Source organism: Aeromonas sp. TECH754 (assembly GCF_056279295.1).
In genome coordinates, this window is the sequence record NZ_JBWBRA010000001.1 from 4581613 (window position 1) to 4605407 (window position 23795).

At 61.4% G+C, this 23795-nt stretch carries 23 protein-coding genes; 17 read left to right on the forward strand and 6 right to left on the reverse strand.

What is annotated here, in order from left to right:
• Positions 1-10: 10 nt before the first annotated feature.
• The gene (locus ACZ9IL_RS21045; protein ID WP_476005190.1) at positions 11-352 is read left to right on the forward strand and encodes a hypothetical protein; all 342 of its coding nucleotides are present in this window, start codon (positions 11-13) and stop codon (positions 350-352) included.
• Positions 353-442: 90 nt separating this feature from the next.
• On the opposite strand, the gene ACZ9IL_RS21050 is transcribed toward ACZ9IL_RS21045, so the two are convergent.
• Positions 443-880: a PACE efflux transporter gene (locus ACZ9IL_RS21050; RefSeq protein WP_476005191.1), complete on the reverse strand. Its 438-nt coding sequence runs from the start codon at positions 878-880 to the stop codon at positions 443-445.
• A 130-nt stretch (positions 881-1010) separates the two neighbouring features.
• Between ACZ9IL_RS21050 and ACZ9IL_RS21055 the strand changes: the two genes are divergently transcribed.
• Positions 1011-1892, forward strand: a complete 882-nt coding sequence (locus tag ACZ9IL_RS21055; RefSeq protein WP_476005193.1) for a LysR family transcriptional regulator — start codon at positions 1011-1013, stop codon at positions 1890-1892.
• 22 nt (positions 1893-1914) lie between these two features.
• On the opposite strand, the gene ygfZ is transcribed toward ACZ9IL_RS21055, so the two are convergent.
• Complete coding sequence (gene ygfZ, locus ACZ9IL_RS21060; RefSeq protein ID WP_476005392.1) at positions 1915-2820, reverse strand: tRNA-modifying protein YgfZ; 906 nt, start codon at positions 2818-2820, stop codon at positions 1915-1917.
• A 119-nt stretch (positions 2821-2939) separates the two neighbouring features.
• Here ygfZ and ACZ9IL_RS21065 point away from each other — a divergent pair, with 119 nt between their 5' ends.
• The gene (locus ACZ9IL_RS21065; protein ID WP_476005194.1) at positions 2940-3209 is read left to right on the forward strand and encodes an FAD assembly factor SdhE; all 270 of its coding nucleotides are present in this window, start codon (positions 2940-2942) and stop codon (positions 3207-3209) included.
• A 67-nt stretch (positions 3210-3276) separates the two neighbouring features.
• The gene (locus ACZ9IL_RS21070; protein WP_476005195.1) at positions 3277-3648 is read left to right on the forward strand and encodes a protein YgfX; all 372 of its coding nucleotides are present in this window, start codon (positions 3277-3279) and stop codon (positions 3646-3648) included.
• Positions 3649-3742: 94 nt separating this feature from the next.
• On the opposite strand, the gene nadB is transcribed toward ACZ9IL_RS21070, so the two are convergent.
• The gene (gene nadB / locus ACZ9IL_RS21075) at positions 3743-5350 is read right to left on the reverse strand and encodes an L-aspartate oxidase (RefSeq protein WP_476005196.1); all 1608 of its coding nucleotides are present in this window, start codon (positions 5348-5350) and stop codon (positions 3743-3745) included.
• A gap of 181 nt (positions 5351-5531) precedes the next feature.
• Between nadB and rpoE the strand changes: the two genes are divergently transcribed.
• The 10 genes from rpoE to pdxJ all read left to right on the forward strand — a co-directional run bounded on the left by rpoE (position 5532) and on the right by pdxJ (position 14385).
• Positions 5532-6113 (forward strand): RNA polymerase sigma factor RpoE, encoded by a 582-nt coding sequence (rpoE, locus tag ACZ9IL_RS21080; protein WP_476005197.1) that lies wholly within the window; start codon positions 5532-5534, stop codon positions 6111-6113.
• Positions 6114-6137: 24 nt separating this feature from the next.
• On the forward strand, positions 6138-6725 hold the full coding sequence (locus ACZ9IL_RS21085) for an RseA family anti-sigma factor (protein WP_476005198.1): 588 nt from the start codon (positions 6138-6140) through the stop codon (positions 6723-6725).
• Between the two features lie 21 nt (positions 6726-6746).
• Entirely contained in the window at positions 6747-7727 is a 981-nt protein-coding gene (locus ACZ9IL_RS21090; protein ID WP_476005199.1) for a MucB/RseB C-terminal domain-containing protein, read from the forward strand.
• 102 nt (positions 7728-7829) lie between these two features.
• A complete protein-coding gene (locus ACZ9IL_RS21095) occupies positions 7830-8291 on the forward strand; it encodes a SoxR reducing system RseC family protein (protein ID WP_476005200.1) in 462 nt (153 codons plus the stop codon).
• A 184-nt stretch (positions 8292-8475) separates the two neighbouring features.
• Entirely contained in the window at positions 8476-10269 is a 1794-nt protein-coding gene (lepA, locus tag ACZ9IL_RS21100) for a translation elongation factor 4 (RefSeq protein WP_476005201.1), read from the forward strand.
• Between the two features lie 4 nt (positions 10270-10273).
• Positions 10274-11197 carry a signal peptidase I gene (lepB, locus tag ACZ9IL_RS21105; protein WP_476005202.1) on the forward strand — a complete coding sequence of 308 codons (924 nt, stop codon included), beginning with the start codon at positions 10274-10276 and terminating at the stop codon, positions 11195-11197.
• Positions 11198-11869: a ribonuclease III gene (rnc, locus tag ACZ9IL_RS21110; RefSeq protein ID WP_476005203.1), complete on the forward strand. Its 672-nt coding sequence runs from the start codon at positions 11198-11200 to the stop codon at positions 11867-11869.
• Positions 11866-12765 carry a GTPase Era gene (gene era, locus ACZ9IL_RS21115; RefSeq protein ID WP_476005204.1) on the forward strand — a complete coding sequence of 300 codons (900 nt, stop codon included), beginning with the start codon at positions 11866-11868 and terminating at the stop codon, positions 12763-12765. Before rnc ends, era begins: the two co-directional genes overlap by 4 nt.
• 14 nt (positions 12766-12779) lie before the next feature.
• Positions 12780-13490 carry a DNA repair protein RecO gene (gene recO / locus ACZ9IL_RS21120; protein WP_476005205.1) on the forward strand — a complete coding sequence of 237 codons (711 nt, stop codon included), beginning with the start codon at positions 12780-12782 and terminating at the stop codon, positions 13488-13490.
• Between the two features lie 157 nt (positions 13491-13647).
• Positions 13648-14385 (forward strand): pyridoxine 5'-phosphate synthase, encoded by a 738-nt coding sequence (gene pdxJ / locus ACZ9IL_RS21125; RefSeq protein WP_476005206.1) that lies wholly within the window; start codon positions 13648-13650, stop codon positions 14383-14385.
• Positions 14386-14563: 178 nt separating this feature from the next.
• On the opposite strand, the gene ACZ9IL_RS21130 is transcribed toward pdxJ, so the two are convergent.
• From ACZ9IL_RS21130 to barA, 3 genes are all read right to left on the reverse strand, one after another.
• Positions 14564-15457, reverse strand: a complete 894-nt coding sequence (locus ACZ9IL_RS21130; protein WP_476005207.1) for an N-acetylmuramoyl-L-alanine amidase — start codon at positions 15455-15457, stop codon at positions 14564-14566.
• 3 nt (positions 15458-15460) lie between these two features.
• On the reverse strand, positions 15461-15940 hold the full coding sequence (locus ACZ9IL_RS21135) for a YehS family protein (RefSeq protein ID WP_476005208.1): 480 nt from the start codon (positions 15938-15940) through the stop codon (positions 15461-15463).
• A gap of 152 nt (positions 15941-16092) precedes the next feature.
• The gene (gene barA / locus ACZ9IL_RS21140; RefSeq protein WP_476005209.1) at positions 16093-18828 is read right to left on the reverse strand and encodes a two-component sensor histidine kinase BarA; all 2736 of its coding nucleotides are present in this window, start codon (positions 18826-18828) and stop codon (positions 16093-16095) included.
• Between the two features lie 234 nt (positions 18829-19062).
• On the opposite strand from barA, the gene rlmD reads away from it, so the two are divergent.
• The 3 genes from rlmD (at position 19063) to mazG (ending at position 23729) form a co-directional block, all read left to right on the forward strand.
• Positions 19063-20385, forward strand: a complete 1323-nt coding sequence (gene rlmD, locus ACZ9IL_RS21145; RefSeq protein WP_476005210.1) for a 23S rRNA (uracil(1939)-C(5))-methyltransferase RlmD — start codon at positions 19063-19065, stop codon at positions 20383-20385.
• Positions 20386-20657: 272 nt separating this feature from the next.
• A complete protein-coding gene (gene relA, locus ACZ9IL_RS21150; RefSeq protein WP_476005211.1) occupies positions 20658-22868 on the forward strand; it encodes a GTP diphosphokinase in 2211 nt (736 codons plus the stop codon).
• A gap of 63 nt (positions 22869-22931) precedes the next feature.
• Positions 22932-23729 (forward strand): nucleoside triphosphate pyrophosphohydrolase, encoded by a 798-nt coding sequence (gene mazG / locus ACZ9IL_RS21155; RefSeq protein ID WP_476005212.1) that lies wholly within the window; start codon positions 22932-22934, stop codon positions 23727-23729.
• Positions 23730-23795: the final 66 nt, after the last annotated feature.

Consider the following 23795-nt stretch of genomic DNA (forward strand, 5'->3'; position numbering starts at 1 on the left):
AAGGAAATGTATGACCCAACAGAATGAGCAGCAGAGAAACCGCATGTTGAGCCTGTTGCGCGAAGGTGAGCGCCGTATGTTGGTGCAACTGGCCGGTCTGCTGCGTACCAGTGCCGATGAAATCAATGCCGAGCTGGAAAAAGAGGAGCTGCTGGCTGCCCTGGATCAACCCGTCACGGTGGAGTATCTCAACGGCGTGGTGCAACACCATCTGTTCGAGCGTCTGCACAAGGGGGATATGGTGGCGGCCCAGCGCATGCTGACCCAGTACCAGAGCAAGCTCGAGGCCCTGCTGGCACAAGAATCAGCCGAGGCAGAGGCCCCGGCCGACGAGGTGAAGGCACAAGCCTGATCGCCCGGCAGGCCCGGCGCCTTGTCCTCCCGGCGCCATCATGCCGCGTCGCATGGTGGTGCCTCGTAAACCTGCCGATGTTTCTCTCGCTTAACCCAGTGCGTTCTGCTGCACCCGAGCCGGGATGGGGAACAGCTTGTCATAGCTCCAGTTGTAGACGAAGGCATAGACCAGATAGAACAGCACGAAGCCCAGATCCAGCACCAGCGCCTCCAGCAGGCCGATATTGAGCCACCAGGACATCACCGGCAGAGCGACGACCAGCAGGCCTCCCTCGAAGCCGAAGGTATGCAGCACCCGTTGCCACAGCGTCTTGTGAGTATGGCCCTGGTAGCGCAGCAGCAGCTTGTCCACCCCGATGTTGTAGGCATAGTTCCAGACGGTGGCGACCACCGAGAAGAACAGGGCCAGCGGGCCCATGTGATTGAGGCCGACGCCGGTGACCCAGCTTGCCAGAGGGGCCGCGATCAGCAGGCCAATGAGCTCGAAGCCAATGGCGTGGCGCAGACGATCACGAGTATTACGCATCTTCAGTCTCCTTTTCTTGATGGCTGAATCTCTATGGCGGCCAATTTAGCGCTTATATTGGATAGATTCACGTTGGTATCTATCGCTAAAATAGATGGATGAGACGCCCCACCATCACAGGAACAGGCCGATGAACCCCTCTCTGGAACAACTCAAGGCGCTGCTGGCGGCAGCGGAGACGGGCTCCTTCTCGGCGGCGGCACGCAAGCTGGGCAAGGCGCAGTCGGTGGTGAGCACCGCCATCGCCAATCTGGAGATCGATCTCGGCCTGGAGCTGTTCGACCGCAGTGGCCGCTACCCCGTGCTGACCGAGGCGGGGGCCCGCATCAGCCAGGAGGCCGGCATCCTGCTGGCCCAGAGCGAGCGGCTGCAGGCGATCGCGGGGGAGCTGACCACCGGCATCGAATCGCGGCTCACCCTGGCCATCGACGATGACTCCCACCTGCCCTGGCTCGGTTCCCTGCTGGAGGAGTTCGCCGCCCGTTACCCGACGGTGGAGCTGGAGCTGCTGTTCCCGCTGATGGAGGATCTGACCGAACTGCTCAAGAGCGGCCGCGCCCAGCTCGGCATCAGCTATCAAAAGGAGCAGCCGGAGCGGGAGCTCGTCGCTCGCTCGCTCGGGGTCGTCAGCATGCCGCTGGTGGTCTCCCCGGATCACCCGCTGGCCCACAAGGTGCCGTTGCGGGAGAGCGACCTGCAGGGCGCACGCCAGCTGATGGTGACGGGGCGGCGGGAGGGGACGGAGCGCCATCGCTTCCGCCTCTCGTCCCAGGTGTGGTGGGTCGAGGGGGATCTGGGCATCCTGGAGCTGGTGAAACTGGGGCTGGGGTGGGCCGCCATCCCCGACTTCCTGCTGCATCGGCCGCTGGCCAGGGGAGAGGTGGTGATACTGGAGCCCGACTTTCTCGCGAGCCAGGCGTTGGGGCTGGAGTTGCAGTGGTATCGCGCTCGCCCGCTGGGGCTGGCGGGGCGCTGGCTGAAAGAGGCACTGCTGGCGCGGGTGCCTCGCTAGTGCCTCTGGCTGTCGATCGGGGTCAGTCGATCAGGGAATAGGGCAGGGGTCGCAGGCTGAGGCTGGAGGCTTCCTCCTGCTTGAGGCGGAATTGGGCGTCGGCCTCGGTGTCCTTGGGCAGCACGGCGGTGATCCACAGCTGTCCCTCCTGCTGCCAGGCGTTGAGCACCATACCACTGCGGCGCCAGTTGTCACCGAGGCGGAGCTCCAGGGGATCGCCGCTGGCGACGGGCGTGCTGGCTGTCCCCGCCAGCACGAACAGGGCGCGGTTGTTGGCGCCACGATACTTGGCGCGGGCGACGATCTCCTGCCCCATGTAACAGCCCTTGGTGAAGCTGATGCCATCCAGCGCCTGCAGGTTCAGCATCTGCGGAATGTATTCCCCCTGATGCACCGCCTCCAGGTGCGGCAAGCCCGCCTTGATCTCCAGCCCCCACCAGAGCGACTCGCTGCCGGTGGGCAAGTCGATGGTCAGTGGCTGCTCGCTCACCAGCAGCCAGCGATCCGCCTCGACCCGCACCGCCATGCCGCCTTCGATGAGGCCGGTTTCCTGAAGGCCATATCGCGTCGCGATCCAGCCATCCGTGCCCTGACCGGCCACCCCGACCGCCTGACCGTGGTTCTCACCTATCTCTACCTTGGCGAACACCGCAAACTTCTTGAGCTCCGGCAGCTGGCGCACCAGCACCGAGGGCTTGGTCAGCAGCAGCAGACGATCCGCCAGGCAGAGCAGGCGAAAATCGCTCCACAGCTTGCCCTTGGGATCGCAGTGACCGCCGAGGCTGCTCTGGCCCGGTTGCAGCGCGTTGACGTCGCAGGTGACCTGGCCTTGCAGATACTTGGTGCGGTCCTGACCGCTGAGGCTGGTGATGGCGAGGTCGGTGAGGGAGAAAAGGGTTGGCTCGGTGGGTAAAACAGGGATTGGCAGGCTCACGATGACATTCCAGAGGCAGAAAGTGTGTGACCTGCATGGTAAAGACGGAAGGAATGTTTGTCAGCCGGAAAATCCAGCTGCTACCATTCCCGGGTCTTTGTAAGGAGAGTTCCATGTTGAGCCCAATTGAAAAGTCCCGCCTGAAATGGGCCTGCCGCCGTGGCATGCTCGAGCTGGATGTGATCTTTATGCCTTTTCTCGAACATGAGTTCGACGGCCTGAGCGACGAGCAACAGCAGACCTTCATCCGCCTGCTGGCGTGCGAGGATCCCGAGTTGTTCCGTTGGAGCATGGGCCACGGCGTGCCGGAAGATCCCGCGTTCGCCGCCATGATCCCGCTGATCCTGGAACGCAACCAGGCCCGTCACGACAATCTGCGCTGACCCCCGTACCTGACGCGCAACCAGAGCCATCATGACTGACGGCACCGCCGCCCGGACGCGGGTACCAATGCCCGTTCTCGTCTCTCGCCAGCAGCTTTGCCTGCTGTGCCTCCTGTTTCTGTTGTTGCTCTGGCCCACCGCCAGCCTGATCCAGGGCTGGCAGTGGGGCCTGTTCCTGCCCTGCTGGCTGGCGGCGCTCTGGCTCGCCTGGCGCCGCGCCCTGCAAGTGCAGGGGGAGCTGATCTGGGATGGGGAATGGTTGGCGTGGCAGGGGCGACGCTACCGGCTTGGCCCCCGTTGCCGCGTGCTGCCCGGCGTGCTCTGGCTGCAACTGCAGGGGGAGGGGTCTGGGCTTCGGCTCTGGCTCTTCTCCGATGCGCTGGCGCCGGCGCACTACCGCATGCTGGCTCGCACCATCCAGCTCGCGCCACCCCGCTAGTCCTCTTCCAATCCCCATTGTCCTTCCATAAATTGCCCTTCCATAAACAGATGACCCCGCCGAAGCGGGGTCATCTGGGGGGCATTCGGGTCGTTCAGTCCCTGTCAGGCGTCAGCACCGTCGGTTTGGAGTCCGGCTGTAGATCCGGGTAGTCCAGGTTGTAATGCAGGCCGCGGGACTCCTTGCGCTGCAGGGCGCAGTTGACGATGAGCTCGGCCACCTGCAACAGGTTGCGCAGCTCCAGCAGGTTGTTGGAGACCCGGAAGTTCGCGTAGTACTCCTGCACCTCCTGCTTGAGCAAGTCGATGCGGCGCTTGGCGCGGGCGAGGCGCTTGTTGGTGCGCACTATCCCCACGTAGTCCCACATCATCAGCCGCAGCTCGTGCCAGTTGTGCTGGATCACCACCTGCTCGTCCGAGTCGTCCACCTGACTCTCGTCCCAGGCGGGCAACTTGGGCGGCTCCACGCTCTTTGGCAGCTTGCCCAGAATGTCGGCCCCCGCCTGATGGGCGTAGACCACGCATTCCAGCAGCGAGTTGGAGGCCATGCGGTTGGCGCCGTGCAGACCGGTGTAGGTCACCTCGCCGATGGCGTAGAGGCCGGGAACATCGGTCTGGCCATTGTTGTCGATCATCACGCCGCCACAGGTGTAGTGGGCCGCCGGCACGATGGGCATGGGCTCCTTGGTGATGTCGATGCCGACCGCAAGGCAGCGCTCGTGGATGGTCGGAAAGTGCTTGATGATGAAGTCCGCCGGCTTGTGGCTGATGTCCAGATACATGCAGTCGGCCCCGAGTCGTTTCATCTCGTGGTCGATGGCGCGCGCGACGATGTCACGGGGCGCCAGCTCCTCTCTGGGATCAAAATCCGACATGAAGCGGCTGCCGTCGGGGCGGCGCAGATAGGCTCCCTCGCCACGCAGTGCCTCGGTCAGCAGGAAGTTGGGATCCTCCGGGTGGAACAGGCTGGTGGGGTGGAACTGGTTGAACTCCAGGTTTGCCACCCGACAGCCGGCGCGCCAGGCCATGGCGATGCCATCGCCGGAGCTCACATCCGGGTTGGAGGTGTATTGATACACCTTGGAGGCGCCGCCGGTGGCCAGCGCCACGAAGCGGGCGCGGATCACCTCGACCTGCTCGACGTTGCGGTTCCAGACGTAGGCGCCAAGCACCTTGTTGCCCGGCAGGTTCAGCTTGCGGGTGGTGATGAGATCGACCGCGTTGAAGCGCTCCATCAGCCGGATGTTGGGATGGGCCCGCACCTGATCGATCAGGGTGAGCTGCACCGCCTTGCCGGTGGCATCGGCCGCGTGGAAGATGCGGCGATGGCTGTGACCCCCTTCCCGGGTCAGGTGATAGTGGGATTCGCCCTCGGCATCCTCTTCCTGATCGAAGGGGACTCCTTGCTGGATCAGCCACTGGATGGAGTCGCGGGCGTTGCGGGCGGTGAACTCCACCACGGCCGGGTCACACAACCCGGCGCCGGCGTTGAGCGTGTCGCTCACATGAGATTCGATGCTGTCGGTCTCGTCGAACACGGCAGCGATGCCTCCTTGCGCATAGAAAGTGGCCCCTTCACTGATGGGCCCCTTGCTCAGAACCAGGACTTTGGCCTGGTCTGCCAATCGCAATGCGAGGGACAGACCGGCGGCACCGCTGCCAATGATCAGTACGTCGCAAAGGTATTCAACACTTGCTTTCATAAGTATCATTGGCCTGGATTAAGAACTGGCCCCATGGTAGCCCAAGGGGGGTTGTGATGCAGCCCGCATCACATTTTTTTCAATGCAAGCGAACTTTCTCTGATTCCTCCTGTCTGAACTTGTGCGCTTAGGAAGGGCCGGAAAAGAAAAACGATAACCTGATGGGGGTTTTACGGCTCTGATGAGCGACCAGAATCTACTGGACGAACAGCTGGTTGAACGGGTCCAGCGTGGCGATAAAAATGCATTCAACCTGCTGGTAAAAAAATACCAGCATAAGGTGGTCAACCTGGTGGCCAGGTATGTCAACAATCCGGGCGATGTACCGGATGTGGCGCAGGAGGCCTTCATCAAGGCTTACCGTGCGTTGCCGACATTCCGTGGCGAGAGCGCGTTTTACACTTGGTTGTACCGGATCGCCGTCAACACGGCCAAAAATTACCTGACGTCACAGGGGCGCAGACCGCCCAGCAGTGATGTCGAAGCAGATGAGGCTGAATATTATGGTGGTGGTGAAGCCTTGCAAGAGGTGGCTACCCCGGAAAACCTGGTGCTGACCGACGAGATCAAGCGCACCGTGTTCACCGCCATAGAAGCCTTGCCTGAAGACTTGAGAACAGCGATCACCCTTCGTGAAATGGAAGGTCTGAGCTACGAAGAGATTGCGGAGATCATGGATTGTCCGGTCGGTACGGTGAGATCCCGCATCTTCCGGGCGAGGGAAGCAATCGATAAAAAGCTGCAACCTCTGATCGAGAATTAAAACTGGGGAAAGACAGGCAAACTTATGGCAAATAAAGAGCAACTTTCAGCCCTGATGGATGGCGACCTGAGTGAGGTGGAGGTACTGGATGAGCTGGGAATGGATCCAGCCTTGCAGGATACTTGGACTCGTTACCATCTGATCGGTGATGCCATGCGGGGCGACCTCCCGGTCAATCTGCAACTGGATCTCAGCGACAGCATCATGCTGGCGCTGGAAGACGAGCCGACCATTCTGGCACCCAAGCCGGTGCAGACTGCCACGCCGCAGGTTCACACCACCGCCAAGGTGTTACCGCTGATCCGCCGCTTCGGCCAACAGATGGGGCAGTACGCCATCGCCGCATCGGTTGCCGCCGCCGTCATCTTCGGGGTGCAGCAGTATCAAGGCAGCGACGGCATGCCGGCCAATCCGGTGCTCAACACCATACCGGTAGGCGGCAGTGCGGCGCCGGTGAGCGTGCATTATCCGCAGGATGGCAACCGCGCCACCACTCGCCAGCAAGGGCTGAGCGAGCAGCAGATGCAAGAGCAACGCGAGCGGATCAATGCCTTCTTGCGAGATCACCAATTGCAACAACGTCTGCTGCAAGACAAGCAGATCCAGGAATAACGCATTTTTAGGGATCAGATCGTGCGCCAGTCCAGCCGTGTCCTGCTGGCCTCTCTCCTGCTGATTTGTGCCAAGGCCTCGGCCGACGATCTGTCGGCCGAGGCCTTGTTGCAGCAGATGCAGAGTGCCGTTTCGCATCAGAATTTCGAGTTATCCATGGTCAAGGCCCGTCAGGGTCGCCTCGAGCCCATTCGCTTCAGTCACGGGGTGATCGATGGCAAGGAGGTCGCTCATCTGAGCTACCTCGATGGCAAGACGGTGGAATATCTGCAACGCCAGAACGAATACACCTTCTTCGAAAACACCCACGAGCCCTATACCCTCAAGGGCGCCCGCTTCCCCGGTGTCTGGTCGAGCCTGGTGAAGATGCCGCTGCCGAGGGTGCTGGAGAGCTATGACCCCGTGCTGGCCGGCCGCAGCCGGGTGGCCGGTCTGGTCGCAAAAGTGGTGAGGCTGGTGCCGAAAGAGGCAGACAAGTACGGTTTCGTGCTCTGGGTTGACGAGCAGAGTCATCTGTTGCTGCGGGTCGACATGGTGGATCGGGAAGGCAACCTGGTAGAGCAAGTGCTTGGGGTGGATCTGGACAGGCAGTCGACACCGGCGCCCTGGCTGGTGACCCTGGCCAACAGCAAGCTGCCGGAGGCACTGGCGCTGGAAGATGCCTATCCCACACCCCAGCAGACCCTGAGCTGGCACCTGACCTGGTTACCGGGTGGATTCAAGGTACTCTCTCAGGATCGGCACCAGCTGGTCAGCACCAGCCAGCCGGTGGACTACATGATGCTCTCCGACGGCCTGGTGGATCTCTCCGTCTATGTCTCCCGGGTCGATCCCAAGCAGGCGGTGCGCCAGCAGCTGATACGCCAGGGTGCCACTTCGCTGGTGAGTTATGTCAACGAGGTCGGGGTGGAAATCACCGTGGTGGGCGAGGTCCCGGCTGAGACCGCAAAGCGCATCGCCGAATCGGTGCAGCCACTGGCCCGCAACGAGGCGGTGCAATAAAGCTCCCTGCGAGATACACCTATTTGGCTTGCCGCGGCGGGACGGGCGTGTTCAGATTGGATAAATCCATTGCTGTTAGTCTGGAGCCGTCAGGTGAGTACTATGAGTGAAGAACTGGCGACCGTGGTGGCCATCGAGGGAACTCATGCCTGGGTGGAGTGCGAACGGCGCTCCGCCTGCAGCGGCTGCCATCAGCAGTCCAACTGCGGCACCGGCACCGTTGCCAAGGCCTTTCCCATCAAGTCGCAGCGGCTGCGGGTCGCCCTCACCGGCGAGGTCATGGTTGGCCAGCAGATCCGGCTCGGTATTCCCCAGGCGAGCATCCTGCGCGGTGCGGCCTTGGTCTATGTACTGCCGCTGTTCTGCCTGCTGCTCGGTGCCATCCTTGGGCAGCTCTGGCTGGCTCCGCTGTTGTCGGCGGGCGAGGGGGTGACCATCCTCAGCTGTCTGCTCGGTGGGACCTTCGGTTTTTTACTGGTTCGTTACTTTTCCGCAAGGCTCGAGCAAGGGGAATATGGCCCCCGCATGCTCGGTGTGGTACTCAGTACCCGAAACCTCTCCTGACACCGGCCAGATTTGATTTCTGGCTCTTTCATGCTCGGCGTGGTGCTCACTGCCCCGCCAGCGCTTGATTGGCAAGGCGCTATTTGTGGTGCCCGTCGACTAAAGATTGGCCGTCGACCGGGTTATCCAGTAAAATCCTGCCCTCATATCCGACCCTAACTTAATTTTGAGTGATTCTTGCTCGATGAAACACATTCGTAACTTTTCGATTATTGCGCACATCGACCACGGTAAATCGACCCTGTCGGACCGTCTGATCCAGACTTGTGGCGGCCTGTCCGACCGCGAGATGCAGGCTCAGGTGCTTGACTCCATGGATCTGGAGCGCGAGCGCGGCATTACCATCAAAGCACAGAGTGTGACCCTGAACTACCAGGCACAAGACGGTAACACCTACCAGCTGAACTTTATCGACACCCCCGGCCACGTGGATTTCTCCTACGAGGTTTCCCGCTCATTGGCGGCCTGTGAAGGGGCGCTGCTGGTGGTGGATGCCGGTCAGGGGGTTGAGGCACAGACTCTGGCCAACTGCTACACCGCCATGGAGATGGAGCTGGAAGTGGTGCCGATCCTCAACAAGATCGACCTGCCGGCCGCCGAACCCGAGCGGGTCGCCGAAGAGATCGAAGACATCGTCGGTATCGACGCCATGGAGGCGGTGCGTTGCTCCGCCAAGACCGGCCTCGGGGTCGATCTGGTGCTCGAAGAGATAGTGGCCCGCATCCCGGCGCCTATCGGTGATCCCGATGCCCCGCTGCAGGCGCTGATCATCGACTCCTGGTTTGACTCCTACCTCGGCGTCGTCTCTCTGGTGCGCATCAAGAACGGTTCGCTCAAGAAGAATGACAAGATCAAGGTGATGAGCACCGGTCAGGTGTGGGGCGTCGATCGCATCGGTATCTTCACCCCCAAGCAGGTGGATACCCAAGGGCTGGGTTGCGGCGAGGTAGGTTGGGTCGTCTGCGGCATCAAGGACATCCACGGCGCGCCCGTGGGCGATACCCTGACCCAGGCCAAGAACGGTGCCGAGAAGGCGCTGACGGGCTTCAAGAAGGTCAAGCCGCAGGTGTATGCGGGCCTGTTCCCCATCTCCAGCGATGACTACGAGTCGTTCCGTGATGCGCTGGACAAGCTGTCCCTCAACGATGCCTCCCTGTTCTTCGAACCGGAAAGCTCCACCGCGCTGGGCTTCGGCTTCCGTTGTGGCTTCCTCGGCATGCTGCACATGGAGATCATCCAGGAGCGGCTGGAGCGGGAATACGATCTGGATCTGATCACCACGGCGCCGACCGTCGTGTATGAAATCGAGCTGAACGACGGCTCGACCATCCACATCGACAGCCCGTCAGCCATGCCTGCGGTGAACAACATCAAGGAGATGCGCGAGCCCATCGCCGAGTGCAACATCCTGCTGCCGCAGGAATACATGGGCAACGTCATCACCCTCTGTATCGAGAAGCGTGGCGTGCAGACCAACATGGTCTACCACGGCAAGCAGGTGGCGCTGACCTACGAGATCCCGATGGCGGAAGTGGTGCTCGACTTCTTCGACCGCCTCAAGTCCACCAGTCGCGGCTACGCCTCGCTGGATTACGGCTTCAAGCGCTTCGAGACTTCCGACATGGTGCGCCTCGACATCATGATCAACGGTGAGCGCGTCGATGCCCTGGCCATCATCACCCACAAGGAGAACGCCCAGTATCGCGGTCGCCAGGTGGTGGAGAAAATGCGTGAGCTGATCCCGCGCCAGATGTTCGACATCGCCATCCAGGCGTCCATCGGCAACCAGATCATCGCTCGCAGCACCGTCAAGGCCCTGCGCAAAGACGTGACCGCCAAGTGTTACGGCGGTGACGTGAGCCGGAAGAAGAAGCTGTTGAACAAGCAGAAAGAAGGCAAGAAGCGGATGAAGTCTGTCGGCCGTGTCGACGTGCCGCAAGAGGCCTTCCTCGCTATCCTCCACGTTGGCAAGGACTAACTAGATGGCAAGCACCTTTTCCCTGATCCTGGCGATTGTCACCGTCCTGACCGGCATCATCTGGACCGTCGACAAGCTGGTCTGGTCCAAGCAACGGGCGGCCAAGATTGCGGCGGCCCGTGCCAATGCCGGCCCGAATGTTGACGAGAGGACGCTGGCCAAGGTCGCCCCCATGCCGGTCTGGATTGAACAGACGGGTGGAGTCTTCCCGGTCATCGCGTTGGTGCTGATCCTGCGTTCCTTCATCTTTGAGCCGTTCCAGATCCCGTCCGGCTCCATGATGCCGACCCTGCTGGTGGGCGACTTCATCCTGGTGGAGAAGTTTGCTTACGGCCTCAAGGATCCGGTGACCAACACCCAGTTCCTCGAGACAGGCAAGCCTGAGCGCGGCGACGTGGTGGTGTTCAAGTATCCGTTGGATACCCGGGTGGACTACATCAAGCGGGTGGTCGGCATGCCGGGGGACAGGGTCATCTATCGCAACAAGGAGCTGATGATCAGACCCAAGTGCGAGGAGCAGGAAGGGAAAACGTGCCCGGGCTTCAAGAAGCTCGATGTCAAGTTTGAACAACGGGGCGAGTTCAGTCAGATGGGGATCCCGCTGGCTCGCTACACCGAACAGCTCGGAACCGTCCCTCACGAGACCCTGCGCAATCCCCTGATGCCGGATCTGGTGGATCGCTATTACCGTCAACCGGGCACCTACCCGGATGAGTGGGTGGTGCCGGAAGGCCACTATTTCGTGATGGGTGACAACCGCGACAACAGTACCGACAGCCGGTTCTGGGGCTTCGTGCCCGAGCAGAACCTGGTGGGCAAGGCGGTTGCCATCTGGATCAGTTTCGAATTTGAGCGCGAAGAAGGTTCCAGCTTGCCAAGCTGGGTGCCGACTGGCGTGCGCTTCAACCGCATCGGCGGAATACAGTAAATGAATATCAAGATGAACAGACTGCAGTCCCGTCTCGGGCATGTCTTTCAGGATCAGGACCGACTGACCCGTGCGCTGACTCACCGCAGCGCCGGTTCCCGTCACAACGAGCGACTGGAATTTCTGGGTGACTCCATCCTGAGTCTGGTGATTGCCGACGAGCTGTTCCACCGCTTCCCGCAAGCGGCGGAAGGGGATCTCAGCCGGATGCGCGCCACCCTGGTGCGCGAGAAGACCCTGGCCGAGCTCGGTCGGGAGTTCGACCTCGGCGATCACCTGATCCTGGGGCCGGGCGAGCTGAAGAGTGGCGGATTCCGCCGCGAATCCATTCTGGCCGACACGGTCGAGGCGGTGATCGGTGCCGTCTATCTGGATACCAATCTGGAGACGGTGCGGACTCTGCTGCTCAGCTGGTACGCCAGCCGCCTGGACGAGATAAAACCAGGCATAGAGCAGAAGGATCCCAAGACCCGTCTGCAGGAAATTTTGCAGGGAACCCGCAAATCCCTGCCGACCTACACAGTGACCAACGTCAAGGGCGAAGCCCACAACCAGGAATTCACCGTCCAGTGTGACGTGGATGGCCTGGCGGGTCCGCTGGTCGGGGTCGGCACCAGCCGTCGCAAGGCCGAACAGGCCGCGGCGCAGCAAGCATTGGAAAAACTGTCATGACAGATACGACATATTGCGGCTTTGTCGCCATCGTGGGCCGCCCCAACGTGGGCAAGTCCACCCTGCTCAACAAGCTGCTCGGCCAGAAGGTCAGCATCACCTCGAAGAAACCCCAGACCACCCGTCACCGGATTTTGGGGATCGACACCGAGGACAACTATCAAACCATCTTCGTGGATACCCCGGGTCTGCACATCGAGGAGAAGCGGGCCATCAACCGGTTGATGAACCGCGCTGCCACCAGTTCGCTGGGGGACGTGGCCATGGTGGTATTCATGGTCGACGGCACCCACTGGACCAAGGATGACGAGATGGTGCTCGGCAAGTTGCGCCACCTGCCCTGTCCCGTGGTGCTGGCGGTCAACAAGGTCGACAACGTCAAGGAGAAGGAAGACCTGCTGCCCCACCTGGAGTGGCTCGGTCAGCAGATGAACTTCGCCCACATCCTGCCCATCAGTGCCGAGAAGGGCACCAACGTGGAGAAGATCCGCGAGTGGGCCAAGGATCTGCTGCCGGAGAACAACCACTTCTTCCCGGAAGACTACGTGACCGATCGCTCGTCCCGCTTCATGGCGTCCGAGATCATCCGCGAGAAGCTGATGCGCTTCACCGGTGAGGAGCTGCCTTACTCGGTGACGGTGGAGATCGAGCGCTTCAAGGTCGAGGAGAATGGTCTGTACCACATCCACGGCCTGATCCTGGTGGAGCGTGACGGCCAGAAGAAGATGGTCATCGGCAACAAGGGCGAGAAGATCAAGACCATAGGCACAGAGGCACGGCTCGACATGGAGCGATTGTTCCAAAACAAGGTGCATCTGGAGCTGTGGGTCAAGGTCAAATCCGGCTGGGCCGATGACGAGCGCGCCCTGCGCAGTCTCGGCTATGGCGACGACTAAGTGGCGATGAGCGATTGCTGAGTCCGGCTTTCGTCATCCACAGTCGGCCCTATCGGGAGACCAGTCAGCTGGTCGAGGTTTTCACCCAGGATAGTGGCCGCTTTACCCTGGTGGCTCGCGGTTCTCGCGGGCCACGCTCCCCTCTGAAGGGGCTGCTACAACCCTTCTCCTTTCTCACTCTGAGTTGGCGCGGCAAGGGGGATCTCAAGAATCTCGCCCAGGTCGAATGTCCAGATCACTCTCTGCGGCTCGGCGGCGATCGCCTGTTCTACGGCCTCTACCTGAACGAGCTGGTCTACTACCTGCTGGAAGCCCATACCCCCTTCCCCGAGGTGTTCGACGCCTATGCCCGCGCCCTGATGGCGCTGGCGGATGGTGAGACCCCGGAGCTGCCCCTGCGCCGCTTCGAGTTCCTGCTATTGCAGGCGCTCGGCTATGCGGTGGATTTTGAATACGCCGCCGACGACGAATCCCCGATCCAGCCAGCCCTGCTGTATGGCTTCGAGCGCGAGCTCGGCTTTGTCGCTTGCGAGCGGGCGCCGGATCCCCGTACCCTGTTCCTCGGCGCCCACCTGCTGGCCTTCGCCGAGGGGCGTTTCGACACGCCCCCCTTGCTGCAGGCGGCCAAGCGGTTCAGCCGGCTGGCACTGCAGCCCTATCTCGGCAAGCGTCAGTTGAAGAGTCGGGAGCTGTTTTTGAAACGTCGAGGCAGTGTTTCTGGCTGATATGGATTAATGTGGTGATTCTTTATATGGATAAATGCGCCGCATAAAGAGAGAAATACTGGCGTTCGTGGGCGCGTCCTGCCCCGGGCGAACCATGGATTGACGAGGCTGGCGCAGTCGCCAGCCCGAACAGATGACCTGTATCAAGGAGTAAGCAATGAGCGAGATCTACCTGGGTGTGAACATCGACCACATCGCCACCCTGCGCAATGCCCGCGGTACCCAGTACCCGGATCCAGTGCAAGCCGCCTTCGTGGCCGAGCAGGCCGGTGCCGATGGCATCACGGTTCACCTGCGGGAAGATCGCCGCCACATCACCGACCGTGATGTCGAGGTCCTGCGCCAGACTATCCAGACCAGGATGAACCTGGAGATGGCGGTGACCGAGGAGATGATCGGCATCGCGCAGCGCATCCAGCCCCAGTTCGTTTGCCTGGTACCGGAGAAGCGCACCGAGGTGACCACCGAGGGTGGCCTGGACGTGGCCGGCCAGCTCGACAAGATCACCGATGCGGTGACCCGTCTGGCCGCCGCCGGTGCCCAGGTGTCCCTGTTCATCGACGCGGATCCGCTGCAGATCGACGCCGCCGCCGCGAGTGGCGCCCCCTTCATCGAGATCCACACCGGCCGTTACGCCGATGCCACCACGGATGCGGAGCGCAACGCCGAGTTCAAGCGTATCGCCGCCGGTGCCTCCTATGCCGCTGGCAAGGGGCTCAAGGTCAATGCCGGCCACGGCCTGCACTACCACAACGTCAAGGCCATCGCCGCCATCCCCGAGCTCTATGAACTCAACATCGGCCACGCCATCATCGGCCGCGCCGCCTTCGACGGTCTGGCCAAGGCGGTCAGCGACATGCGTCTGCTGATGCAGGAAGCCCGCCAAGGGATCTGATGCCGGATTATCGGGATCGAACGAACAAGGGACGCCACGGCGTCCTTTGTTGTTTTCGGGCGTTCAGGTCAGGAAGATCCATTGAAGGGCTGGCAAGTCACGGGCCAGCAATGCCATCAGAAACCTTTGTTGGGGACCGGTATCTGGTTCACCGCCGATGGCGGCCGGGAAAGGCGATTCAAGGAGCCGGGAAGTAACGCTCGAGCAATGTCGTGAGGATGGCTTGGCTCTCCGCATCCGGCTCGCCACTGACCAGGGTGGGGCGAAAATGGAGCTGGAAGGCGCGCAGCACGGCGCGGCTCTGCGCATCCCAGTCACCGCTGGGGGTGATGCCATAGCCGTAGCGAGCCAGGTTCTGCTGCCATTGCAGGGCATCCCAGACGGGCAACTGACTTGCGCGCAGGGCCGTCACCCTGGCCTCGTCAGGCCAGGCACCGACGCCATAGGTCAGTGCAAGCTCACGCCAGGGGAACAGCGGGCCGGGATCTTGCTTGCGCTCGGGGGCGACGTCGCTGTGACCCAGCACCTGGGTTGGCGGTATCCGGTAACGATGCACCAGGTCGCGTGCCAACGCGCCGACGGCGGCGATCTGGGCGGGGGTATAGGGCTGCCAGTGGCGCAGTTGGGCGGGCAGCTGCGCCTCCCGCTCGTCGTACCCCAGGTTGACTATCTCGATGCCGAGGGAACTGGCGTTGAGCCCCGCATACTGCTGCCAGCGGCTGCGGCCCGCATGCCAGGCGCGCTGGCTGTCGGGCACCAGCTGATAGACGGGGAGCGGGCGTTGCTCAGTGTCGCGCGGGACAAGATAGTGGGCACTCACCTTGTGCTCGGGCTCGGTCAGCAGGCGCAGGGAGTGGTCGTCGTCTTCGTCGGTATAGTGCAGGATCAGGAAGGCGATACGCTCATTCTGGCTGGCGCTGACATGACGGCTGGAGAGCTGATAGGGGGCGGGCTGACAGGCCGTCAGCCACAGGCAAAGGAACAGCAGCAGGGGTTGCCGCAAACCAGGCCTGGAGGCTGGCCAGCGTCGTTCACTCATCCGGGCAGACTGAGCACAACGACGCTGGCCCATGGCTCAGACGCGGTACTTGGCAGTGAGACCGATGAGGAAGTTGCGCAGGATCTGATCCCCGCAATCCTGATAGTGCTTGTGATCCTTGGAGCGGAACAGGGCACTGAGCTCGGACTTGGACAGGTTGAAGTTGGCCAGCTTGAGGGTGCTGAGCATGTCCTCTTCTTTGTAGTCCAGACCGATCCGCAGCTTGCGCAGGATCAGGTTGTTGTTGATCCGGTTCGGGATCACCTGGGCGGGGGCGCCTTCCCGCACGCCACGTCGCACGGCGATAAAGCCGTCGAGGAACTGGCTCAGGGCCGCATCGGGACAGGCGACAAAGCCGGCTTCTGCCGCTTCCTCTTCCGTTGCGCCTTTTAGCATCCAGCTGTGCAGTTGGGCGTGATCGACGGTCAGATTGCCCTTGGCAAACATCTCGACCATCTGGTCATTGCTGATGGTGAGGGCGTAGCGCAGACGGCGCAGAATATCGTTATTGGTCATGTTGACTCCTGTGGAAACGGCGCGATTTTACCATCTGTCAGGCTTACCGCCATAAAAAGCGGGCCGCTTTGCCCGATCCCTTGCGAATGCCGCCCAGTGCACCGTGCGATACGCATCATGGTGCCAGTGCTGGTATCCGCTCCTAAAGCAGTTCAGTCGGCCGCGCCGAGGTAGCGGGGCGCCTCCTGGCGCACCTGCTCCAGCGCATCCTGCAGCTCCAGCAGTTCGGGCTCCAGCTCGCTGACCGGCACGCCGTCGCGCAGTTGTTGCTCCAGCTGGGAGAGCAGCCGCTGCAGGCCGGGCACGCCCGAGTAGGCGCAGCCACCGTTGAGTCGGTGCAGCTGGGCCAGCACCTCGGCGTCATCCACCCCGCCTGCCAGCGCGGCCTCCAGCACTGGCTCCACTTCATCGAAGCTGGCCAGCAGCATGCGCAGCATCTCCAGGGCGAGATCTGTCTTGCCGGCGGCCTGGCGCACTGCCAGCGACCAGTCTATCTGCTGATCCCCGTGATTCTGGTGGCGGCGATGGGCGAAGTCGGTGATGAGCTGCATCAGCATGCTCTCGTCGATGGGCTTGGCCAGATAGTCGTCCATGCCCTGGCGGATCAGCCGCTCCCGCTCACCGGGAATGGCGTGGGCGGTGACCGCCACTATGGGGGTCTCGGTGTTGAGGGAGTGGTGGCGAATAGCCTGGGTGGCGCTGATGCCATCCATGATCGGCATCTGGATATCCATGAAGATGATGTCGAACGGCTGGCTCTGGGCCAGGCTGACCGCCTCCTTGCCGTTCTTGCACACCACCACCTGGCTCACCATCTCCTTGAGCATGGCCGCGATGAGCTTGAGGTTGGCGGCATTGTCATCCACCGCCAGCACCTTGACGTCCTGTACTTTTATCTCCTGCACATGGTGCTGTGATGGGGCGGGCAACAGCGGGCTCCTGGCTGCATCCGGGGAGAGCAGGGCATTGAGCAGCTTGCGATGATTGATGGGCTTGGAGAGGCAATGCTGGGCGCCGTGAGCCTGCATGGCGTCATACAGGGCAGGCTCGTGACTGCTGAGCACCACTATGGTGTTGTGTTGCCCGCTCAGGGCATCGAGGCGGCGGATCACCTGCTGCGGGGTATGCAGGGTGCTGCTGCCGATGATGACGATGTCCTGGCTGTTCATCTCGGGCCAGTCCGCGTCGATGGACAGGGATTGGACATCCAGCTGCCATTCGGTCAGCAAGACGTGCAGGGAGGCGTGGGCGAAGGGATCTGGTTCCAGCAGCCAGACCCGTTTGCCCTGGATCCCGTCCAGCGGCAGCCGGTCGGTCTGGGGCAGGGGGGAGATGTCCAGCTCCAGGTTGAAGGAGAAGACGGAGCCCTTGCCGAATTCGGATTCGAACCGGATCTGGCCGCCCATCTGCTGTACCAGTTTCTGAGTGATGACGAGACCGAGCCCGGTGCCGCCATAGCGGCGCGAGATCGACGAGTCGGCCTGGTTGAAGGCCTGGAACAGCTGGCGTTGCTGCTCCTCGGAGATGCCGATGCCGGTGTCGCGGATCAACACCTTGAGGCGCACCTTGTTGCCGTTGGCGCCGCCGGTCTGCTCGACGCGGACATCCACGTTGCCGCGCTCGGTGAACTTGATGGCGTTGCCGGTGAGGTTGGTCAGCACCTGCTGCAGGCGCATGGGGTCGCCGGTGAGGTAGTCCGGCACCGCGGCATCCACCTGCAAGGAGAGCTCCAACTGCTTGTCGTGGGCGCTGGGGCCCAGCAGGTGCATGGTCTCGTTGAGGGTGTCGCGCAGGCTGAAGGGGATGTGCTCCAGCTGCAACTTGCCGGCCTCGAGCTTCGAGAAATCGAGGATGTCGTTGATGATGCCGAGCAGGTTGCGCGCCGACTTCTCGATGGTCTGCATGTAGTCGGCCTGGTTCGGGGTCAGGCTGGTCTTGAGCAGCTGGCGGGTGAAGCCGATGACGCCGTTGAGCGGGGTACGCAGCTCGTGGGACATGTTGGCAAGGAACTCGGACTTGACCCTGGCCGCCTCCTGCGCCCGCTTCTTCGCCATGTCGAGCTCGACGTTCTGGATCTCTATCTGTTCCAGCGTTTCGCGCAGATCCGAGGTGGCCTGATCGATGTTCTGCTGCATCTCTTCATGGTATTCCGACAGCGCCTTGGCCATGGCGTTGATGCCGTTTTTCAGCATGTCCAGCTCGCCGGTGAGCTGGCCGCTGACCCGGGTATCGAGCCGCCCCTCCCTGATCCGGTGCACCGCCTGCACCATATCGGTGATGGGTTGGGTCACGCTCTTGACCAGCCTGAAGCCGAACAGGGTGCTGATGGCGAGCCCGATGAGCACCATGAGCACGGCGAAGAAGGCGTCCCGGTATTGCAGGACGATGGCCCTGTCGGTGGCCAGCTGCATGGAGATGTAGCCAATCACCGGTGGCTCCAGCTCGCTCGGCAAGGGGAAGCCATCCAGGCTGGTCTCGGCCTGGATCGGGGTACGCAGGATGATGTCGTCGCCGTTGAACGAGACGCTGGTCAACTCCGGGATGGCGGTGCCATCGGGCAGCCGCAGCTGGCCGAAGTCTCTGTGGTAGTTGGAGGTGACGAACAGCTGGTTGTCCTGAGTGAAGACGGCAATGGACTTGATGAAGGGCGAATTCTTGCGATGGGTGAGCCCGATCAGCCGCTTGAGGGACTCGCGACTGTGCTGGGTCATGCCATATTCGCTGGCGATGGCCAGGGGCTCGATGATGTTGATGCCCTGATCAATCAGGTTGTTTTCCAGCTGATGATAGCGGTGGAAGGTGAAATAACCGGCGATCAGTCCGCCGATGACCAGGGTTGGCAATATGGTAAAGGCCAGCACACGGGCTCTGAGGCCATATCTGGTCATGCTGATAAACCGCCGGCGATGAAGGGGGGCAAGAAGATAAGGGTCGTTGCAGCTCGGGCTTTGGGGCCGTATCGGGTCATATCCAGGGGCCACTTATGGTCAGCATTGGCGATAGGGTTGAATGCCACAGTCCGGGCCCTCAGACCGTATTTGGTCATACTATTATTCTTGTGGGACAATGGCCTGCTGCAGATTCCACAATCATGACATAGCCACCTATAGGCACCAAGTTTTATGGCCCAGTTTTTCAAGCCCCAAAAGAAATCCACCCAGCCCCAACGTATTGAATTTACGATAGACAGTCTGGATCACCACTGTGTCGGCATCGGCCGTCATCAGGGCAAGGCCATCTTCGTCGAAGGGGCGCTGCCCGGCGAGCGGATCAAGGCTCGCATCATCGATGACAAGAAGCAGTATGCCCACGCCGCCTTGCAACAGATAGTGACCCCGGCGGCCAATCGCATCGCCCCTTTCTGCGCCCATTATCGTGAGTGCGGCGGTTGCAGCGCCCAGCACCTGAGTGAGGCGGATCAGCAGGCCGCCAAGGAGGCCGGGCTGGTCAGCCTGTTCGAGCGGCTCGGCAACATCCAGGCCCCGGCGCTGGAGCCCGTGCTGACAGGGGAATCCCGTGCCTATCGCCGGGTCTGCCGGCTGGCCATCAAGTTTGACAAGAACGGTCGCTGCACCCGGGTTGGTTTCCGTCGCCGCCAGTCGAGCGATCTGGTGGAGATCACCGGCTGCCCCGTCTTGAGCGCGCCGTTGTCTGCCCTCATCGAGCCGCTGCGGACATGCCTCAATCGCCTCAAGAGCCAGCGTGAGCTGGGTCACGCCGAGTTCATCCAGGCCGAGCAGGGCATCATGATGCTGCTGCGCCACACCGGTCGTCCCAACGAGACGGATCGCGCCCTATTGGTCGAATTCGCCGAGGCTCAGGGTATCGATCTCTATCTGCAGGCGGCGGATGAGCAAATTGAACCGCTGCGCCAGCAATTCCAGCCGAGCTATTCGCTCGATGGTCTGACTCTTGCATTCGCCCCCGGAGACTTCATTCAGGTCAACGGCCCCATCAACCAGAGCATGGTGGCCCAGGCGCTGGCCTGGCTCGGGGCGACCAAGGATGACAAGGTGCTGGATCTGTTCTGTGGCATCGGCAACTTCACCCTGCCGCTGGCCCGTCAGGCCCGCGAGGTGGTGGGAGTCGAAGGGGAGCTGGCCATGGTGGCGCGCGCCGAGGAAAACGCCCGGCGCAATGGCATCGACAACGCTCGGTTCTACAAGGCTGACTTGAGCGGTGACATCGTCGGCATGTCCTGGGCGCGGGAAGGATTTGACCTGGTATTGCTGGACCCGGCCAGACCCGGTGCGCTGGAGGTGATGAGCCACGTGGCGGCACTTTCCCCCAAGCGAGTGGTCTATGTTTCCTGTAACCCGGTGACCCTGGCCAGAGACAGCCAGGTGCTGGTGAAGGAGGGCTACCGGCTGACCCGCTTGGGGATGCTGGACATGTTCCCTCACACCGGCCATCTGGAATCCATGGCACTGTTTGAGAAAAAATAAACGCGTTCATCCGGTCCCGACAGTTGGCATGTTGTAGGGGCTGGATGTGCTCTTGCATATAGGCCAGCTGGAATCCAGAGTGCTGTCTGAGAGAAAATGATTGGGGTAATCTAGACCCGCAGGGATCGGCAAGGTTTGTTGGAGACTCCTGTCACCTTTAAGGATGACATGCCTTGAAAAGTCTCTTGTTTATCCCCATTTGAGACATTCATCAGCTGATGAGGGGCAGGAAAGCACTGGCTTTCGACCCCACAATTTTAAGGATTGATACCATGGTTGCGGTGCGCGATATTCATTTGAAAGACAATTTCACCCTGGAGGAGTGGGTCAGTTCCCTCTCCCTGAGTGAAAGCGACAAGAATCAGCTGCGAACCGCCTACCAGTATTGTCTGACCCTCGGCGACGAGGCGCTCACCAGCCGCCTGCTGGTGCGCGGCGTCGAGATGGTGGGCATTTTGCTGATGCTCAGCATGGATCTCGCCACCCTCAAGGCCGCCATCCTCTACCCCTTCGTCGAAACCGGTCTCCTCAAGCAGGAGAAGGTTGAGGAAGACTTCGGTACCAAGATCGCCAAGCTGGTGGAAGGGGTACTGGAGATGGAGGCCATCCGTTCCCTGCAGACCCTGCATCGCACCGAGACCTCGCCGGAGCAGGTCGACAATGTGCGGCGCATGCTGCTTGCCATGGTCGAGGACGTGCGTGCCGTGGTGATCAAGCTGGCGGAGCGGATCGCCTGCCTGCGGGAAGCGAAGAAGGCGGATGAAGAGACCCGGGTGCTGATGGCCCAGGAGATCACCAACATCTATGCGCCGCTGGCCAACCGGCTCGGTATCGGTCAGCTGAAATGGGAATTGGAGGATCTCGCCTTCCGTTACCTGCACCCGGACACCTACAAGCAGATTGCCAAACAGCTCGACGAGAAACGCCTCGATCGAGAGCGTTACATCCGTGAGTTCGTGCAGTCCCTGCGCGATGCGCTGGCCGAGGCCGGGGTCGAGGCCGAAGTCTATGGCCGACCGAAACACATCTACAGCATCTGGCGCAAGATGCAGAAAAAGCATCTTGAATTCAATGAGTTGTTCGATGTGCGTGCGGTGCGGGTGGTGACCAAACGGCTGCAGGATTGCTACGCGGCGCTCGGCATAGTGCACACCCATTTCCACCATATTCCCCGCGAGTTCGACGATTACGTCGCCAACCCCAAGCCCAACGGTTATCAGTCCATCCATACCGTGGTGGTGGGGGAGGAGGGCAAGACGGTCGAGATCCAGATCCGTACCGATCAGATGCACCAGGATGCCGAACTCGGCGTTGCCGCCCACTGGCGCTACAAAGAAGGGGCCCAGGCCGCCGCCAAGACCAGCACCTTCGAGGACAAGATCGAGTGGCTGCGCAAGCTCCTCGCCTGGCAGGAGGATCTCTCGGAAAGCGGCTCTCTGCTGGACGATCTGCGCAGTCAGGTGTTCGAAGACAGAGTCTATGTGTTCACCCCCAAGGGCGATGTCATCGATCTGCCGGCCGGCGCGACGCCGCTGGACTTCGCCTATCACGTGCACAGCATGATCGGTCACCGCTGCATCGGCACCAAGGTGGATGGCCGCATCGTGCCCTTCACCTATACGCTGCAGACCGGCGATCAGGTCGATGTGATCACCCAGAAGGAGCCGAACCCGAGCCGCGACTGGATGAACCCCAACGCCGGTTTTCTGCGCTCCAGCCGGGCGCGGGCCAAGGTGGCGACCTGGTTCAGGAAGCTGGATCGGGACAAGAACATCGCCGCCGGCAAGGAGTTGCTGGAGAAGGAGCTGGACAGGCACAACCTGACCCTCTCCAAGGTGGACAAGGTGGTGCTGGAGCGCTTCCATGCGGAGGAGCTGGATGACCTGCTGGCCGGTATCGGCAGCGGCGACATTCGCATCAACCAGTTGCTCAACTATCTGGACACCCGCTACAACAAACCGACGGCCGAGGAAGAGGATCGCCGCCTGCTGGCGAAGCTGGAACAGAAGGCCAACGCGCCGTTCCGGCCCAAGCCCAAGGATCATATCGTGGTGGAAGGGGTCGGCAATCTGATGACTCATATCGCCCGCTGCTGCCAGCCCATTCCGGGGGATGGCATCCAGGGCTTCATCACCATGGGCCGCGGCGTCTCCATTCACCGGGAGGATTGCGAGCAGCTCAAGGAGCTGACCCGTCGCAACCCGGAGCGGCTGATCGAAGCGGTCTGGGGGGAGAACTACTCCGGTGGCTACGGTCTCACCATCCGCATCCTCTCCAACGACAGATCCGGCCTGCTGCGTGACATCACGACCGTGCTCGCCAACGAGAAGATCAACGTGATGGGGGTGCGCTCGCGCTCCAACGTGCGTGAGCAGACCGCCGAGATCGACATGGAGCTGGAGATCTACAACATCAACGCCTTCAACCGGGCGCTGTCCAAGCTCAGCCAGCTCAACGACGTGATCAGCGCCAAGCGCCTGTGATATCAACCGACCGGCCCTTGTGGCCGGTTGTTCTTTGACCCTCTTTGATGAAGTGAACCGCTTATGTCCCCACGTTATGATCTGCCCAAACTGCTCGACATCATGGCGCAATTGCGCGACCCGAACGGCGGTTGCCCCTGGGACCTCAAGCAGGATTTCCAGACCATAGTGCCCCATACCCTGGAGGAAGCCTACGAAGTGGCCGACGCCATCGAAACCCGGGATTGGGAGGGATTAAAGGGTGAACTCGGCGATCTGCTGTTTCAGGTAGTGTTCTATGCCCAGCTAGGCAAGGAACGGGGGCTGTTCGATTTTGCCGATATCGTCGATACCGTGAGCGAGAAGCTCATCCGCCGTCATCCCCATGTGTTCGCCGAGGCGAACCTCGAGGACGAACAGGCGGTGAAGCAGAATTGGGAGGCGGAGAAGGCCAAGGAGCGGGCCGCCCTCGATAAAGAGAGCGTGCTGGATGACATTCCGCTGGCGCTGCCGGCCCTGACCCGGGCCGCCAAGATCCAGAAGCGTTGCGCCACCGTCGGCTTCGACTGGAAGACCCTCGGCCCCGTGGTGGACAAGATCCACGAGGAGATCGAGGAGGTGATGGAAGAGGCGCTGATGGTGGATGTGGACGAGGCGCGGGTGAGCGACGAGCTCGGCGACCTGCTGTTTGCCACCGTCAACCTGGTGCGGCATCTTGGCAAGGATCCGGAACAGGTACTGCGCTTTGCCAACGCCAAGTTTGAACGTCGTTTTCGTCAGGTTGAGCAGTTTATTGCCGCGGAAGGCTTGAAAATGACCGATTGCACCCTGGAGAAGCTCGATGCGGCTTGGGACAAGGCCAAGGAAACCGAACAAAGTTGATTTGGCGCAAGACGGGGGGGCGGGGAGCCTGATAGATTTTTGTTCATTGTTTGGGAGAGGGGGTTT